We start from the raw sequence: 14,764 nt of genomic DNA, 5'->3' as shown, positions 1-14,764 counted from the left end.
CACGGACGCCGCCGGCCCGACCGCTCACCAGTCGTGGACGGTCCCGTCCTTCAGGCGGTTCACCGGCAGGTAGGCCGGGGTGTACGGGAAGGCGGCGGCGGCCTCGTCGTCGAGCTCCAGGCCGAGGCCGGGGGTGTCGGAGGGGTGGAGCAGTCCGTCGGTGAAGGTGTAGGAGGTGCGGAAGACCTCAAGGGTGTCGGCGGAGTGCCGCATGTACTCCTGGATGCCGAAGTTGTGCACGGCGAGGTCCAGGTGGAGCGCCGCGGCCATGCCGACCGGGGAGATGTCCGTGGGGCCGTGCAGGCCGGACCTGATGCCGTACACCGCGGCGTGGTCGAGGAGCTTGCGCATGGCGGACACGCCGCCGGTGTGCGTGACCGCGGAGCGCACGTAGTCGATCAGACGCTCGCTGAGCAGGGTCGTGTAGTCGTACACGGAGTTGAAGACCTCGCCGATGGCGAGCGGGGTGGTGGTGTGCTGGCGGATGAGCCGCAGGGCGGCCTGGTCCTCGCCGGGCGTGGCGTCCTCCAGCCAGAACAGGTCGTAGGGCTCCAGCGCCTTGCCCAGCTTGGCGGCCTGGATGGGCGTCATCCGGTGGTGGCCGTCGTGCAGCAGGGGCAGTTCCGGGCCGAACTCGGCGCGCACCGCCTCGAAGACGGCCGGCACGTGCCGCAGGTAGGCGCGGGTGTCCCAGGTCTCCTCGACGGGCAGGGCCCGGTCACCGCCGGAGCGCCTGGCCGGCTCGTAGTCGTAGCGCTCGCCCCCGGCCGCGGAGGAGGCGGCCACGCCGTACACCGAGTCCAGGCCGGGGATGCCGGTCTGGATGCGGATCGCGCGGTATCCCTGCGCGAGGTGGGCGCGGACCGAGTCCATCAGCTCGGGCAGGTCCCGCCCGGAGGCGTGCCCGTAGGCGAGCGCGCCGGTGCGGCTGGCGCCGCCGAGGAGCTGGTAGAGCGGCATCCCGGCGGCCTTCGCCTTGATGTCCCACAGGGCGGTGTCCACCGCGGCGATGGCCGCCATGGTCACGGGGCCGCGGCGCCAGTACGCGCCGCGGTACAGGTACTGCCAGGTGTCCTCGATCCGGCTCGCGTCGCGGTCGATCAGCAGGGGGGCGACATGCTCGGTCAGGTAGCCGGCGACGGCCAGCTCGCGGCCGTTGAGCGTGGCGTCGCCCAGCCCGGTGAGACCGTCGTCGGTGGTGATGCGCAAGGTGACGAAGTTGCGTCCCGGGCTGGTCACGATGACATCGGCCGAGCGGATCTTCATGGGGGCGACTCCTGTCGGATCGGTGCGGGGCGCCCTGGCGGGCGTGCGCGTGCGGTCTGCCGTGGGTCCCTGGCCGTCTCCGGTGGTGGCGGGTCATGACGGGTCCCGGCGCCCGCGCGCCCGCGGGTCCGCGGCGGCCACCTCGGCGGACCCGCCAGATATATCTATTTCCTCGGGTGGTGTCGAGGGTGCCGATCACCCGTGGAGACGGTGCCGGAGGCCCGGGTGGGCCGCCCGTTCAGGATGCACCCGGGTGCCGCCCGGCCTTGCCGTCAGGCCGGGGTAGGCGCGGAGCCGGTGCCGTCGGGGGTGCCGAGGGCCGCGAGGTCGGCGTCCAGGGCTCGCAGGGCCGTGGCCGAGATGCCCGCCGTGGTGACCGCGAGCTGCCAGGGCGTCCGGTCGGCGATCCGGTCGGCGAAGTCCGGGTTGGCGACCAGCGGGAGGTGCCGCAGCACGACCGCGCGGGCACCGTCGTGGGCCAGCAGCCGGGCGAGCGGGGCGGTGACGCTCAGCTCGCCCGCGCCGAACTCCTCGGCGGCGGGCAGCTCCTCGTGGGCGGCGACCACGTGGCCGTACTGGGCACGGGCCAGCAGGTGCGCTCCGGTGACCGGGCCCTCGGACGGCAGCCCGAGCCGGGTGAACTGGCTCTCGGGCGCGTCACAGGCGCGCATCCGCTCGGTCAGCAGCCGGGCCATGCGCAGTTCGGCCGCGTCGTCGAGCAGCGGACGCCGCTGCCCCGGGTCGTCCTCCAGATCGAACAGCATGGTGCCGTAGGCGTGGGCGTTGCCCCAGGTGCGGCCGGGCAGCCGCAGCACGGGAGCGTCCTTGGTGAAGGGCAGCGGGCCGATCAGCTCCGCGTCCCGCAGCTCCTCCGGCGCGAACCGGCTCGCCATGTGCGTGGGCATCAGGGTGTGCTCGTACAGCGGTTCGTTGGACGCGCTGACCGGTGCGCGCATGTAGACGTAGCGGCCGTCGGTGACGTTGACGTGCCCGCCGAACGAGCCGAAGAGCCCGGCCTCCCGCACCGGCGCGTCCCCGGCCACCGTGCCGGCGAGCGCGCTGCCCTGCATCAGCTCGGGCGCCGGGACCTCGAAGTAGTCGAGCAGGGTCGGGCCGAAGTCGACGGTCTGCACCAGGCTCGCCCGGCGCTCGTCGCGCGCGCCGCTGCGTGGGTCCCAGATGAACAGCGGTGTGTGGATGTTCTCGTCGTACCAGGGCTGGATGTTCTTGCCCCACCAGCCGTGCTCGCCGAGCAGCAGCCCGTGGTCGGTGCAGACCATCAGGAGGGTGTCGGACCACAGGTCGTGCTCGTCCATGGCGTCGAGGACCCGGCCGAGCGAGGCGTCGCACATGGTGAGCAGGGCGGCGTACTCGGCGCGCACCCGCTGGACGCCGTCCTCGCCCTCGGTGACCCTGCGGTAGTCGGGCCAGTCGGCCTCCACGCCCGGGACCTGCTCGGGGGGCATGCCGTGCAGGTAGTGCGCGCGGTGCTCGTCGTAGGTGAAGAAGGGCTCGTGCGGGTCGAAGCACTCGATCTGGAGGAACCACCGGTCGGCGGCGGCGTTGGTGGCGATGAACTCCAGGCCGGCGTCGAACGTGCGGGTCTGGGAGTGCCGGTCCTCGGTGGCCATGTACTGGCGGTTGACGAGGTCCTGGCGGCGGGCCGCGTCGGAGCGCCAGCTCAGGCTGGGCGGGAACTCGGGGTCCGCCACGTGCCCCTTCCACTTGTCGCCTTCCTGGCCGCGGAAGAACTCGTAGGTGTCGTAGCGGTTGTGGTACGTGGCGCCGCCGTCCTCCCAGTAGTGCTGGTGGTCGGTGGCGAGGTGGGTGTGGACGCCGGCGCGCGAGAGGATCTCGGGCACGGAGTCGTCGAAGGGCTCCAGCGGCCCCCAGGAGCGGTGCAGGAAGTTGTACCGGCCGGTGTGTATCTCACGGCGGGCCGGCATGCAGGGCATGCTGCCCGCGTAGGCGCGGTCGAAGACGACGGCCTGGCGGCTCAGCCGCTCGAAGTTGGGTGCGTGGATTCCCTCGGCTCCGTAGGGGGGCAGGAAACGGCGGTTGAGCGTGTCGAACATCACCATGATCGCGCGCACGGATACGGACTCTCCTCACAGGTGGGTGGTGCTGCCCGGGTCAGGGAGCGGGGGGCGCCGCAGGGGGCGGGATGGCCCCGGGCGGGGTGTCCGTCGGCCGGACCCCTCCCGGTGGGGTGTCGATCGCCGGGGAGGGCCGGGCCTCGGGTTCTCCCGGAGTGGCCGGGAAGGAGTCGCGGACGGTCTCGGCCGCGGCTGCGCAGACGGCCCCCGATGCGGGTTCCGGCGGGATGGTGCGGGAGGCGTCCAGCGTGACCAGCATCTCCTGGAGCCAGGCGATCCATGAGTCGACCTCGGCCATGCCCCGGATGTGGGCGAGTTCGAGGAGCAGTCCGGCGCGGTCCGGGTCCACCTCGGGGATGGCGTCGACGAAGTGGTGGGTGCGGTCGCGGCCGCGGTGCCGGGCCACCTGCTCCCTGCGCGCGGCCAGCTCGGTCTCCAGCAGGCTCCGCAGCCCCGCCGGCTCGACGATGCCGCCGAAGAGGAAGCGCACCATGAAGTCCGGGTCCTGGAAGCGCGCGGGGGGCGTGTACGGGGAGCGGGCCCAGGCCAGCAGTTCGGCGCGGCCCCGCTTGGTCAACGTGTACACCTTCGCGTCCGGGCGCTTCTCCCGCGCGTCGACGGTGTGCGTGATCCAGCCGTGCTCCTCCATACGGGAGAGCAGCCGGTAGATCTGGCTCTGGTCGGCGTTGGACCGGAGGAACTTGCCGCCCTCGGACAGCCATTTCCGGAGGTCGTAGCCGCTCCAAGGGCGCTGCGCGAACAGCCCCAGCAGGATGTGCTCCAGCTTGACCACCCGGGCGGCACCTTCCCCTCGAACGCGCCTCTCACGGCCCGCTATAGGATTCGTCACCTGTAGGCTGCCGCATTCCGCGTGGGAAGGCGACCGATAGCCGTAGATCCGTGCCTGCCACCGGCCTGTTCGGCCGACCTGTTCGGCCACCGTGTTCGGCCACCCGGGGGAGGCAGTAGGGGAATCGTCCTACCGAGGGTCGCCCGTACGGACGTCCGCCACCCGGGGGAGCCCGGTACGAAGGCCCCTTGGCCCGAAGGGGCCGCTCCCCCGCAGTCCGGCCGGAGGCCGCTCGCCCCGACGGCAGCCGCGCGGAGCCCGTCACGGACAGGGGCTCCGGCGCGCGGGACGCGCGTACCGGAGCCCGGGTGGGTGGTGGAGAGGGGCGACGGCAGGCTGTCGGCCGGTCCCACCCTCCTGGTTACGCCGAGGGGTCCGCTCGTTCCTGGAATCCCCCTTCCGGCCTGGAATCCCCTTCTATTCGCCCTTGTGGCCGCTCTGCTGCTCGTTGCTCCGCTCGGCGACGATCTCGGAGAGCATCGTCGTGATGGACTCCTCCGTGGCCTCCTTGGTGATGCCGAGCCCGCTCAGCACGCCCTCGCCGTCCTCGCACTCCAGGAGGGCGAGCAGGATGTGCTCCGTGCCGATGTAGTTGTGGCCGAGCCGCAGGGCCGCACGGAACGTCAGCTCCAGGGCCTTGCGCGCGGTCGCGTCGAACGGGATGAGGGCGGGCATCTGCTCGGCCGCCGGAGGAAGGGTGTCCTCGGCGGCCTGCCGGACGCTCTCCGCCGATACACCCTGTTCGGTGATCGCCTTGGCGGCCAGCCCCCTCGGTTCACTCAGCAGGCCCAGCACCAGGTGGGCGCAGAGGATCTTGTCGTGACGGGCGGTGTGGGCCTCGTTCTGGGCGGCCACCACCACATGGCGGGCGCGCGGGGTGAACCTGCTGAAGCCCTCGCTGGGGTCGAGTTCCGAGAGGCTGCCGAGGTCCTTGGGGACGAACCGCTTCTGGGCTGCCTGCCGTGTGACGCCCATGCTCTTGCCGATCTCGCTCCACGAGGCGCCGGAACGGCGCGCCTGGTCCACGAAGTGGCCGATGAGGTGATCGGACAGCTCACCCAGGTGCTCGGCGGCCAGGACCGCGTCGGTGAGCTGGTCGAGGGCCTCGGTATGGACCTTCTTGATGGCGTCGATGAGGTCGTCGAGACGGACGGATGTCTGGATGCGTGTGGGCTGCTCCATGGGGCAACCCTAGGTTGACACCCAGAGGGTGTCAACCCGAAGTTGACATGTGTGGGAGGCCGGATGCGGAGCCCCGGTTCCGCTCATACTTGAGCAAGATCGGGTACGAGCAGGCCGGCAGCGGTCACCGACGTGAGGAACTGTGCTGATGATGCAGATCGATCTGTCCGGGCGCACGGCGCTGGTCACGGGATCCACGCAGGGCATCGGGGCCGCCATCGCGGCGGGCCTCGCCCGCGCGGGCGCCCGGGTCGCCGTCAACGGCAGGAGCGAGGAGAGCGTGGCGCAGGCGGTGGCGCACCTGTTCTCGCTGGTGCCCGGCGCGGACTTCGTCGCCGCGCCGGCGGACGTGGCGACGGAGGAGGGTGCCGGCCGGTTGACGGAACAACTGCCGCGGGTGGACGTCCTCGTCAACAACCTCGGCATCTTCGGCGCGCAGCCCGCACTGGAGATCAGCGACGCGGAGTGGCGGCGCTACTTCGAGGTCAACGTGCTGGCCGCGGTACGGCTCACCCGGGCGTACCTGCCCGGGATGATGGAACGCGAGTGGGGACGCGTCCAGTACATCGCCAGCGACTCCGCCGTGGTCACCCCGAAGGAGATGATCCACTACGGCATGACGAAGTCCGCGCTGCTCGGGGTCAGCCGGGGCTTCGCCAAGGAGGCCGCCGGCACCGGTGTGACGGTGAACTCCGTGATCGCCGGCCCCACCCACACCGGGGGTGTCGAGGACTTCGTGTACGAGCTCGTCGACCGCGACCTGCCCTGGGACGAGGCCCAGCGCGCCTTCATGCGCCAGTACCGGCCGCAGTCGCTCATCCAGCGGCTGATCGAGCCGGAGGAGATCGCGCACATGGTGGTCTACCTCAGCTCGAACCAGGCGTCGGCGACGACGGGCGGCGCGCTCCGGGTGGACGGCGGCTACGTGGACTCGATCCTGCCCTGATCCGGTCCCGCGTCGCTCCTGGCGTGGCGGGCGTTCCGGTAACCCGCTCAGGGGCATGGCGCGCGCCCGTTCAGGAGCGTTGCGCGAACCGGCTCAGACCCGTTCCAGCGGACGGTGGGGCGGCTCGGGCAGCAGCACGGTGATGGCGTCACCCGGTCGGACCATGCCGCCTTCCACCACGATCCCCATGATCCCCGCCTTGCGCACCAGGGCCCCGGTCCCGTCCCGGCCGACGACCTGCTTCAGCAGCCCCTGCTGGAAGCGGTCGATCTGCACGCAGGGATTGCGCAGCCCTGTCACCTGCACCACGGCGTCCGGTCCGAGGCCGAGCAGGGTCCCGGTGGGCAGGGCCAGCAGGTCGATCCCGCGGGTGGTGACGTTCTCGCCGAGTTCGCCGGGCGCCACCGTGAACCCGGCGGCTGCGACCTCGGCGAAGAGCTCCTCGTGGATGAGGTGGACCTGGCGCAGGTTCGGCTGGGTCGGGTCCTGCGCGACGCGGGAGCGGTGTTTGACGGTCACGCCGCAGTGCACGTCGCCTTCCACGCCCAGCCCGGCGAGCAGGGTGATGCCGGCCCGGTTCGGCTTGGTGAACGAGTAGGTGGAGTTGCTGCTGACCGCCGTCACCGTTCCGGTCATCCCGATCTTCCCTTCCGCGATCCGCCCCGGCTCCGCCGCAGGGTGCCATATCGAGCGTAACCGCAGGCGCGGTCCGCCGGTCCGGGACGGCCGCACCGGCCGGCTACCCCGTCAGGAACTCCAGCACGGGCGGCGTGGCCACCTTCGCGAACTCCTCGAAGTAGGCGTGCCGCGCGCCGGGGACGAGGTGCAGCCGGGCACCCGGTACGCGGCCCGCGATCAGGGGCGCGTTGGCCGCGGGGTTGAACGTGTCGTCCGTGCCGTGCACCACGAGGGTGGGCGCGACGATGCGCGGCAGGGCGTCCCAGGCGTCGTGCCGGGCGCTGGCCCGCAGGTGCCGGCCGCGGGCGTGGCCGGGCATCGTCGGGTCGCCGAGGGTGTGGAACGGCCCCTGGTGGACGGCGAGCCAGTCCGGCGTGTACATCAGCTCCAGCAGCACGCGCCGGGCGGCGGCCGCGTCGGGCTGGGCCAGGGCGCGGCGGATGTCCGGGCCGCGTTCCACGCCGTGCGGGGCACCGGGCGAGGTGCAGCCGAGCACCAGCCGGTCGACGCGTTCGGGGTGGTCCGCGGCGATCCACTGCGCGACCCGCCCGCCCATCGAGGTCCCGTAGACGTGGGCGCGCTCGATGCCGGCGTGGTCCAGGACCGCCAGGACGTCGCGTGCGAACCCGGGGGTGCTGTACGTGTCCGTGTCGGGCCGGTCGCTGCCGCCGGTGCCGCGGTAGTCCAGGACGACGGTGGCGAACTCGGCCGCGAAGTCGTCCCGGACGGCGTCCCACCAGTGCAGGTCGTTGGCCTGCCCGCTCAGCAGGACCAGCGGCCGGCCGGCGCCGTGCACCTCGTAGTGGAGTGCGGCGCCGTCGGCCGCCCGTGCGTGAGGCATGATGCGGTCATTTTCGCACCTGCCGCCGGGGCCGGGCGCACGGGCCGGACCCGGCGGCGGGGCGGCCTGTCACTGGTAGCTGATGTCGGACGTCTTGTAGAGGCAGTTGGTGCTGTCCGGACCGCTGCCGATCTCGGAGGGCTCGCCACTGGTGACGCCCTTGTACTTCAGGCACGGCACGATCTTGTGGCTGCTGTCGCCGACCACGGTGATGCCGGAGAGCCGGGCGGTGTCGCCGTAGTTGGTGTTGATGCCGACGATGGCCTTGCCCGGTGCGGTGACCGTGACGTTCTGCACCTGCACGTTCCGTGCGTACTGCGAGCCGCAGTTGCCGCAGGAGCGGTAGAGCTTGCCGAAGTCCTGCACCTGGAAGTTGCGGATCACCATGGTGCCGGGGCCGTTGTGCTGGAAGACCTTGTCGCTGGCCTTGCGGGCGCCACCGCCGTCGATGGTCATGGTCTGCGACGAGGACTTGCCCTTGAGCGTGGCGGCGTCCTCGCCGACGTCCTCCCACCACACGTTCTTCAGCGTGCAGGTGCCCTCGCAGTGGATGCCGTCGGCGGCGGGCGAGCCGATGACGACGTTCTGCAGCGTGGCACCGTTCGCCAGGTCGAAGAGCGGGTCCTGGCCCTCGTCCTGGCCGCCGTCGCCGAGGTCACCGCTGCCCACGTAGCGGACCAGCCTGCCGTCCATCGTGCCGCTGACCTGGATGGTGGAGCTCACGTTCTGCTGCCCCGTGGGGGTGGGCCATCCGGCTGCCGCCGCCTGGAGGTGGGGCCCGGTGCCCGCCGCGGCCGGCACCGCGAGGAGGGCCGCGGGCACGGCGAGTACCGGTACGAGAACCGCGCGGGCTCGCCGCCAGTGGTGTCTTTTCGGTGTCATGAGGCTGCTCCTGGGAAGTGGGGGAAGGGCGCCGTGCACGGCCGTGGCCATGGCGGGTTGGCGGCCCGCCATGGCACCGCGGAGGTCCCCGCCACCGCCGCCGCTGCCGGTCGTCAGGGGCCGGGCACCCGGCCTCCGGCATCCCGGACGCGGCACCGGCGTCCGGCGGGGACTGTGGGACTGTGCCATCGGGGGCGTGCACATTCCCGCGCAGTGCGTGGACTCCGCCGATCCGCGCCGGTGCGCACCGGCGCCGGCCGTCCGCGGCACACGCCGGCCGGCAGCGTGGCAGCGGCTCCATTCGGCCCCCGGTGGCTTGTTCGATCGCTGCGGGTGCCCGCTCCGCCCCGACCCTCCGGAGCGCCGGCTCGTCCCGCCCCGTCCGGAGCGCCGGCTCGTCTCGGCGCTCCGGGCACGGCTCGGCTTCCCCGCTACCGCTGCTGATGCGACCCCACGGTACGGACGCCGGCTTCGGTTCAGCAGTACGGCCGCTGGTTCGCCAGGGACGACGCCACCCTCGTCCACACCCCGAACTGCCGGTACAGCGCGGGGAGTTCGCCCTGCGCCCGTACCGTGCGGCTGTCGGTCGCGGTGACCCCGGGGATGCCCAGCAGGACGGCGGCCACGGACGCCGACTGCCAGCGCACCGCAAGGGTGGCCGAACCCGCCGTCGCGGCGCGGGCCTTCGGCACGGCGGACAGGCCCGTCGCGACCGTCTCCTCGATGTCCCTGCGCGCCTCCGCCGGCGGCCGCAGCTCCGCGGCGAAGCGGTCCCGTGCCTGCTTCACGGCCACGGTGCGCACCCCGCCGGCCCAGGCGGACATCTCCGCACAGGCCGCGTCGTCCCCGGTCAGCGCCACCACGGGCACGCCCAGCCAGGCGGCCGTCGCATGGGCGAACCCGATCTCGCCCACCGGCCGCCCGTCGAGCCAGATGTCCTCGATCTCGTGCCCCATGAAACTGTGGCTGAGCACGCCGAGCACGCCGGCCCGCGAGTGGTAGCCGACGCACACCATGGCGTCGTGCTCCGCGGTGAGCCCCTCCAGCATGCCCATCGGCTTGGGTCTGCCGCGCACCATACGGGCCCGGGGGTCCAGGGCCTCGGGCGGGATGTTGCGCATCGGGCCGTGCGCGTCGTTGACGAGGATGTCGGTGGCGCCCGCGGCGACGGCGCCGCGGACGGCGGCGTTCACGTCCTCCGCCATCATCAGCCGCCCCCGCTCGTAGTCCCTGCCGTCCGGCTGGACGTCGGCGGCATCGACGAGGCCGGTGATGCCCTCCATGTCCGCGCTGATGTAGATACGCACTGCGATGCACTCCTCGGGCCCGACGGCCCCGTAGACGCTGATCCCCCATGACGCACGCGGATCCCGTACCGCGCGGTTCCCGGCCGCCTCCGGGCTCCCGAGGGCCCCTGGCTCGGCGCATCCCCCGCTCATCCGCTCCGGCGGGGCGGGGCCCGGCGTTCGCGGCTACGCTGGTGTAGGTACGAACGCGTGTGACCGGTAATAAATCGCAGCATGATGGGCTTTCCACCATGAACCATGCCGAGGATGCCGACGAGACGTACGACGACCAAGAGGAAGACGGCGGGTACGCCGAGTACGCGGACGAGGCCGGCGAGTACGAGCAGGACGAGTACGGCGACGAGGCCTCCGCGTACGCCGACGAGGAACTGCCTGCCCGGCGGCCTTCCGGCGATCCCGATGTGTATCTGGACGTGCCGGTGGTCAAGGTCGACGAGATCGCACTGGACGTGGAGGACCTGCGCGCCCGGGTGTCACTCCAGGCGGAGGTGCTCGACCTGCTGAAGCTCAATGTGGGCGCCGATGTGGCGCTGGGCGGCGTCCACCTGGACATCAAGGGCGTCGAGGCGCAGGCCCTGCTCAAGGTGCGCCTTGACAACGTCTCGGATGTGATCAACAGGGTCCTGACGACGATCGACCGCAATCCGGAGATCCTGACCCAGCTCGCCTCGGGGCTCGGGTCCGCGGCCGAGGAGGTCGGCACCGGCGCCCGGGAGGCCGTCGGCGAGCTGGGCCAGGGCGCCGGCACGGCCGTGGAGTCCGTCGGCGAGCACGCGGGCGACGCGGTCGGCGAGGTCGGCAAGCACGCGGGCCGGGCGGTCGAGGACGTGGGCGGCGGGACGCGGGAGGCCGTCGGCCAGGTGGGCAGGGGCGCCGGGCAGGCGGCCGGCGACGTCGGGAAGGGGGCGCGGAAGACGGTCGAGGATGCCGGAGAGGCCGTCGGAGAAACCGCCGGGGAGGCCGGCCGGGCTGCCGGGAAAGGACCCGACGAGATCGGCGGGGCCGCGCGGAAGGCCGGCGACCTGGCCGGGCAGGCCGTGCGGGAGGCCGGCGGCGGGGCGGGTGAGGCGGTGGAGGAGGCCGGGGAAGAGGCCGAGGAGACGACCGACCGGGCTGCCGGAGCCGTACGCAGGGGCCCGGTACGCAAGCCCGCGGGACCCCCGACCGGCAGGTCGTCCGGCCGTGCCGGCGGTACCGGTACGGAGCGACCGCGCCGGACGATGCGCAGGCGCGAGGCCCCGGAGCGGCGGGAGAGCCGTCCGCCGTGAACGCCACGCGAGGACGGCGCCCCGGACATCGAACTCACCTCGGACGTGCGCGCCGACGAGCTGCGCTTCCGTGACAGGCCCCGCACCGGCGTCCGTTTCAGCGGCTCGCCGGCCGGCGGCTCGCAGTCCCGCAGCACCCGCGACAACCTGCCCGAGCCGGTGTCACCGGGCGTGGACTACCACGACGTCCACGTGACCTACCTGCTGTCCAACCGCCTCGGTCCCGCCCCCGCGGAGAACGCCGGCCCCCGTGCCCGGAAGGGAGCACGGGCGCCGTCAGCTCCGCGCGGCCGGCGCCCAGGGACCCCACGGCGGCGTACCAGGCCCCACGAGGGACCGTGACCTGCCGGAACACATCCGGCGCACACCGCGACCGCTTCCGCACCGGAACACCGCTCGCCCCACCACCCGGAGGCGAGCGGACCGTGCCGCCACGGCGCAAGCGGCTACGGCTTGCGCGCCACTCCCCCGTGCACGTCGGTCCGCTCGGGGGTGCTCCCCGGCTCGGGCCGCCACAGCGGGCAGGAGACGATTCCGGGCTCCAGTACTTCCAGGCCCTCGTAGAAGGCGGTGATCTGGTCGAGGCTGCGCAGCACGTAGGGGATGGCGCCGGTGTCGTCGTACCCCTGCTGGGCCTCCTTCAGGGCGGTGTCCGTGTCCGTGCTGTCGTAGTGCACGAAGTAGCTGCCGGAGGGCAGCGCGGCCTGGAGGGTGCGGACGATCGACCTGGCCTCGTCGTAGTCCTGGATGTGGCCGAGGATGCCCATCAGCATCAGCGCGACGGGCTTGTCGAAGTCCAGGATGCGGCCGGCGGCCTCCAGGATCCCCTCGGGCCGGTGCAGGTCGGCGTCGATGTAGTCGGTGACGCCGTCCGAGGTGCTGGTGAGCAGCGCCTGCGCGTGCCGCAGGACCAGCGGGTCGTTGTCGACGTAGACGATGCGGGACTCGGGCGCGACACGCTGGGCGACCTGGTGGGTGTTGTCGTACGTGGGCAGGCCGGTGCCGATGTCCAGGAACTGCCGGATGCCGCACTCGGACGCCACGTGGGTGACCGTGCGGATCAGGTAGGCGCGGGAGGCGCGGGCCATCGTCTCGATGTTCGGCGCGGTCTCGCGGTAGGCGTCACCGGCCACCCGGTCGACCTCGTAGTTGTCCTTCCCGCCCATCCAGTAGTTCCAGATGCGGGCCGAGTGGGGAACCGTGGTGTCGATCTTGGACAAAGCGTCCTTGTCGGGTGTCGGCCGGGCGTCTGCCATGGCGGTCTCCTGCCTTGCACGATGAGGGTTCTGGCTCAACCTACCGTCAAGTGGCGTCCGATCCACATGTGTTGGGCTCGCCGTCGGGCGGATCCCGGCCTGACCGGGCCATGGTCTGCGGCGTCGGCCGCGTTCACCCGCACCACGGGAACGTGCTGCGCCAGGGTGCGGAAGACGCGGTCGTAGGCGGCGTGCGCGTCGGCGGCCTCGCCGTCCCGGTCGTTCCCGCGGTCCTCGGGGTGGTGCCGGGTGGCGTCGGCGGGGCGGGAGGTGTCCGACGGCCGGCCCTGGCCCGGGAGGTGGAGCTCGGCGATGTGGAGCAGCGCCCCGTCGCGTTCGGCGACGGCCTCCGCGAAGTCCAGGGCCTGGATCCAGGTCACCCGGGAGCGTCCGTGCCGCAGCGGGCCGTAGACCAGCTCGCGGATGAGGCTGCCGTCGACGGCGAGCCGCCCCGGGCCCGCCAGGAGCTCCCGGAACGGCTGGGTGGGGTCGATGTGGTGCAGTGCCTCGGGTGTCTGCCTGATCAGGAAGCCGTGGTGGACGAGGTCGGCGAGCACTCCACTTCTGTTCAGGCCCTCACGACCGTCGACGACCAGGGTCCGGTACCGGGTCATGGCCTCGTGGAGGTTCATCCGCGCCACCCCCTTCAGAACGCGCCTCGCTGGATCCGGCGGAGACACCCAGTGTGGGCGGGCGCCTGCCGCGGAGGGAGGCCATACAGGGGTTGTCCGGTTGTGCGGCCGTAGTGAGGCGTGTGCGGGGAGAGTTGCGGGGCCGGCCGGCGGATCCGCGTCAGGCGACCAGGAAGTCGGCGGCGCCGTCCTTGACCCCGGCGAGGAAGGTGGCCACCTCGGCCTGCGAGTACACCAGTGCGGGGCCGTCCGGGTCGGTCGACTGGCGGAAGGCGACACTGCCGTCATCAAGCCGCTTGGCCTCGACGCAACTGCCGCCGTTGGTCCCGCTCCAGGGCTTGTGCCAGCCCTCGGCGCCGAGGGCGGTGGCTGGAATGCCGCTGTAGATGGGGCCTTGGGATCCCATGGGTCACAACTCCTCACGCAGTTCGGCCAGGATCTCTCGGGTGCGGGCGACCGGCTCGGCCTGGACGGTCATCCGGTCCATGACCTCGAGGTACGAGCCGACATCGCGCGGCTGGTCGACGTAGACGGCGCCGACCAGGCTCTCCGTGTAGACGACGTCGGGGAGTTCGGTGAAGCCGAAACGGAAGTAGTGGAAGGGGCCGTAGGCGCCCGGATGGGCGCCCGTGGAGAGCCGCATGATCTGGATGCGCACCTTCGGCAGGTCGAGCGCCTCCTCAAGGCGGTCGATCTGGGCCCGCATCACATCGGCTCCGCCCACCGGGCGGCGCAGCACGGCCTCCTCCAGGACCGCCCACAGCGCGGGCGCCTCGGGCTTGGTGAGCAGTTCCTGCCTGCGCATGCGCAGGTCCACGCGGCGTTCGATGTCGTCGTCCGACTCGTTGGGGAAGCCGACGCGCAGCAGCGCCCTGGTGTAGTCGTGCGTCTGGAGCAGACCGGGGACGTAGTGCGGCTCGTACACCCGGATGACGGTGGCTTCGCTCTCCAGGCTGACATAGGCGCTGAACCAGTCGGGCAGCACATCGCGGTACTTGTACCACCATCCGGGCTGGTTGGCCTTGCGCGCCAGCTGGACGAAGTCGTCTGCCTCCGCGCGCGCCACGCCGTAGATCCGCAGCAGCTCACGTACGTAGGGGACGCGCAGGCCGACTTCCGCCTTCTCCATGCGGCGCACCGTCAGGGGCGTGACCTGGATGGCCGCCGCGGCGGCGTCGAAGGACACGCCCGCCTGCTCGCGCAGGTGGCGCAGGCGCTTGCCCAGGACCATCCGCAGGACGGTGGGAGCACTGCCACCCGCGCGGCCCTCGCTCACTCCCCACCTCCGGTCCTGTTGTCAGAGCGCAGTCTGCCACTGCCGCACCTGATACAAACGCACGCGCATCGATCGACATGAAATTATCAGAATGCTGGTTGCGCACTGCTTGTGTCGGGCTGCATAGTGAGCACGTGACCTGTTGCACACCTCGCTGACGGCACGTCAATACGGCGTGTCCGGTGCGGGGTTGGGGCAGGGGGCTTGGTCGTCTCCGCTGCCGTGGCTGAAACCGGGGGGTTCGGGGGAGCGGGGCGGCCGGGAGCGGCCCGGTCTGTTTGCAT

15 protein-coding genes are annotated in these 14,764 nt (G+C 72.1%); 3 read left to right on the top strand and 12 right to left on the bottom strand.

The annotated features are described in order from the left end of the window. Positions 1–24 precede the first annotated feature (24 nt). From manD to Sm713_RS23690, 4 genes are all read right to left on the bottom strand, one after another. Positions 25–1,266, bottom strand: coding sequence for a D-mannonate dehydratase ManD (gene manD, locus Sm713_RS23705; RefSeq protein ID WP_212911558.1), 1,242 nt, complete (start codon positions 1,264–1,266; stop codon positions 25–27). Positions 1,267–1,538: 272 nt separating this feature from the next. Then, positions 1,539–3,359, bottom strand: a complete 1,821-nt coding sequence (locus Sm713_RS23700) for a sulfatase (RefSeq protein ID WP_212911557.1) — start codon at positions 3,357–3,359, stop codon at positions 1,539–1,541. A gap of 40 nt (positions 3,360–3,399) precedes the next feature. After that, a complete protein-coding gene (locus Sm713_RS23695; protein ID WP_212911556.1) occupies positions 3,400–4,155 on the bottom strand; it encodes a PadR family transcriptional regulator in 756 nt (251 codons plus the stop codon). A 474-nt stretch (positions 4,156–4,629) separates the two neighbouring features. Then, positions 4,630–5,394: a Clp protease N-terminal domain-containing protein gene (locus Sm713_RS23690; RefSeq protein ID WP_212911555.1), complete on the bottom strand. Its 765-nt coding sequence runs from the start codon at positions 5,392–5,394 to the stop codon at positions 4,630–4,632. Between the two features lie 151 nt (positions 5,395–5,545). On the opposite strand from Sm713_RS23690, the gene Sm713_RS23685 reads away from it, so the two are divergent. Then, the gene (locus tag Sm713_RS23685; protein WP_212912223.1) at positions 5,546–6,340 is read left to right on the top strand and encodes an SDR family NAD(P)-dependent oxidoreductase; all 795 of its coding nucleotides are present in this window, start codon (positions 5,546–5,548) and stop codon (positions 6,338–6,340) included. Positions 6,341–6,433: 93 nt separating this feature from the next. Here Sm713_RS23685 and Sm713_RS23680 read toward each other — a convergent pair whose 3' ends face one another. From Sm713_RS23680 to Sm713_RS23665, 4 genes are all read right to left on the bottom strand, one after another. Beyond that, entirely contained in the window at positions 6,434–6,976 is a 543-nt protein-coding gene (locus Sm713_RS23680; RefSeq protein ID WP_212911554.1) for an MOSC domain-containing protein, read from the bottom strand. Positions 6,977–7,079: 103 nt separating this feature from the next. Further along, the gene (locus Sm713_RS23675; protein ID WP_212911553.1) at positions 7,080–7,859 is read right to left on the bottom strand and encodes an alpha/beta fold hydrolase; all 780 of its coding nucleotides are present in this window, start codon (positions 7,857–7,859) and stop codon (positions 7,080–7,082) included. Between the two features lie 69 nt (positions 7,860–7,928). Then, on the bottom strand, positions 7,929–8,741 hold the full coding sequence (locus tag Sm713_RS23670) for a pectate lyase (RefSeq protein ID WP_212911552.1): 813 nt from the start codon (positions 8,739–8,741) through the stop codon (positions 7,929–7,931). Positions 8,742–9,217: 476 nt separating this feature from the next. Beyond that, complete coding sequence (locus tag Sm713_RS23665; protein ID WP_212911551.1) at positions 9,218–10,048, bottom strand: M55 family metallopeptidase; 831 nt, start codon at positions 10,046–10,048, stop codon at positions 9,218–9,220. A 230-nt stretch (positions 10,049–10,278) separates the two neighbouring features. On the opposite strand from Sm713_RS23665, the gene Sm713_RS23660 reads away from it, so the two are divergent. Then, positions 10,279–11,316: a hypothetical protein gene (locus Sm713_RS23660; RefSeq protein WP_212911550.1), complete on the top strand. Its 1,038-nt coding sequence runs from the start codon at positions 10,279–10,281 to the stop codon at positions 11,314–11,316. A 45-nt stretch (positions 11,317–11,361) separates the two neighbouring features. Beyond that, entirely contained in the window at positions 11,362–11,658 is a 297-nt protein-coding gene (locus Sm713_RS23655) for a hypothetical protein (protein WP_212911549.1), read from the top strand. 104 nt (positions 11,659–11,762) lie between these two features. On the opposite strand, the gene Sm713_RS23650 is transcribed toward Sm713_RS23655, so the two are convergent. From Sm713_RS23650 to Sm713_RS23635, 4 genes are all read right to left on the bottom strand, one after another. After that, the gene (locus Sm713_RS23650) at positions 11,763–12,572 is read right to left on the bottom strand and encodes an SAM-dependent methyltransferase (protein WP_212911548.1); all 810 of its coding nucleotides are present in this window, start codon (positions 12,570–12,572) and stop codon (positions 11,763–11,765) included. A 35-nt stretch (positions 12,573–12,607) separates the two neighbouring features. Beyond that, on the bottom strand, positions 12,608–13,204 hold the full coding sequence (locus tag Sm713_RS23645; RefSeq protein ID WP_212911547.1) for a hypothetical protein: 597 nt from the start codon (positions 13,202–13,204) through the stop codon (positions 12,608–12,610). Between the two features lie 160 nt (positions 13,205–13,364). Beyond that, positions 13,365–13,610 (bottom strand): DUF397 domain-containing protein, encoded by a 246-nt coding sequence (locus tag Sm713_RS23640; protein ID WP_212911546.1) that lies wholly within the window; start codon positions 13,608–13,610, stop codon positions 13,365–13,367. 3 nt (positions 13,611–13,613) lie between these two features. Then, positions 13,614–14,435 (bottom strand): helix-turn-helix transcriptional regulator, encoded by an 822-nt coding sequence (locus Sm713_RS23635; RefSeq protein WP_212912222.1) that lies wholly within the window; start codon positions 14,433–14,435, stop codon positions 13,614–13,616. Positions 14,436–14,764 lie beyond the last annotated feature (329 nt).

Origin of the sequence: Streptomyces sp. TS71-3 (assembly GCF_018327685.1) — a bacterium.
Classification (GTDB): domain Bacteria; phylum Actinomycetota; class Actinomycetes; order Streptomycetales; family Streptomycetaceae; genus Streptomyces.
This window is presented reverse-complemented; position numbering and strand designations above follow the sequence as displayed.

Bases quoted from the DNA above. Each gene is read 5' to 3' on its own strand.
- manD (WP_212911558.1), bottom strand. From the start codon at position 1,266: ATGAAGATCCGCTCGGCCGATGTCATCGTGACCAGCCCGGGACGCAAC.
- Sm713_RS23690 (WP_212911555.1), bottom strand. From the start codon at position 5,394: ATGGAGCAGCCCACACGCATCCAGACATCCGTCCGTCTCGACGACCTC.
- Sm713_RS23685 (WP_212912223.1), top strand. From the start codon at position 5,546: ATGCAGATCGATCTGTCCGGGCGCACGGCGCTGGTCACGGGATCCACG.
- Sm713_RS23680 (WP_212911554.1), bottom strand. From the start codon at position 6,976: ATGACCGGAACGGTGACGGCGGTCAGCAGCAACTCCACCTACTCGTTC.
- Sm713_RS23675 (WP_212911553.1), bottom strand. From the start codon at position 7,859: ATGCCTCACGCACGGGCGGCCGACGGCGCCGCACTCCACTACGAGGTG.
- Sm713_RS23670 (WP_212911552.1), bottom strand. From the start codon at position 8,741: ATGACACCGAAAAGACACCACTGGCGGCGAGCCCGCGCGGTTCTCGTA.
- Sm713_RS23660 (WP_212911550.1), top strand. From the start codon at position 10,279: ATGAACCATGCCGAGGATGCCGACGAGACGTACGACGACCAAGAGGAA.
- Sm713_RS23650 (WP_212911548.1), bottom strand. From the start codon at position 12,572: ATGGCAGACGCCCGGCCGACACCCGACAAGGACGCTTTGTCCAAGATC.
- Sm713_RS23645 (WP_212911547.1), bottom strand. From the start codon at position 13,204: ATGAACCTCCACGAGGCCATGACCCGGTACCGGACCCTGGTCGTCGAC.
- Sm713_RS23640 (WP_212911546.1), bottom strand. From the start codon at position 13,610: ATGGGATCCCAAGGCCCCATCTACAGCGGCATTCCAGCCACCGCCCTC.
- Sm713_RS23635 (WP_212912222.1), bottom strand. From the start codon at position 14,435: ATGGTCCTGGGCAAGCGCCTGCGCCACCTGCGCGAGCAGGCGGGCGTG.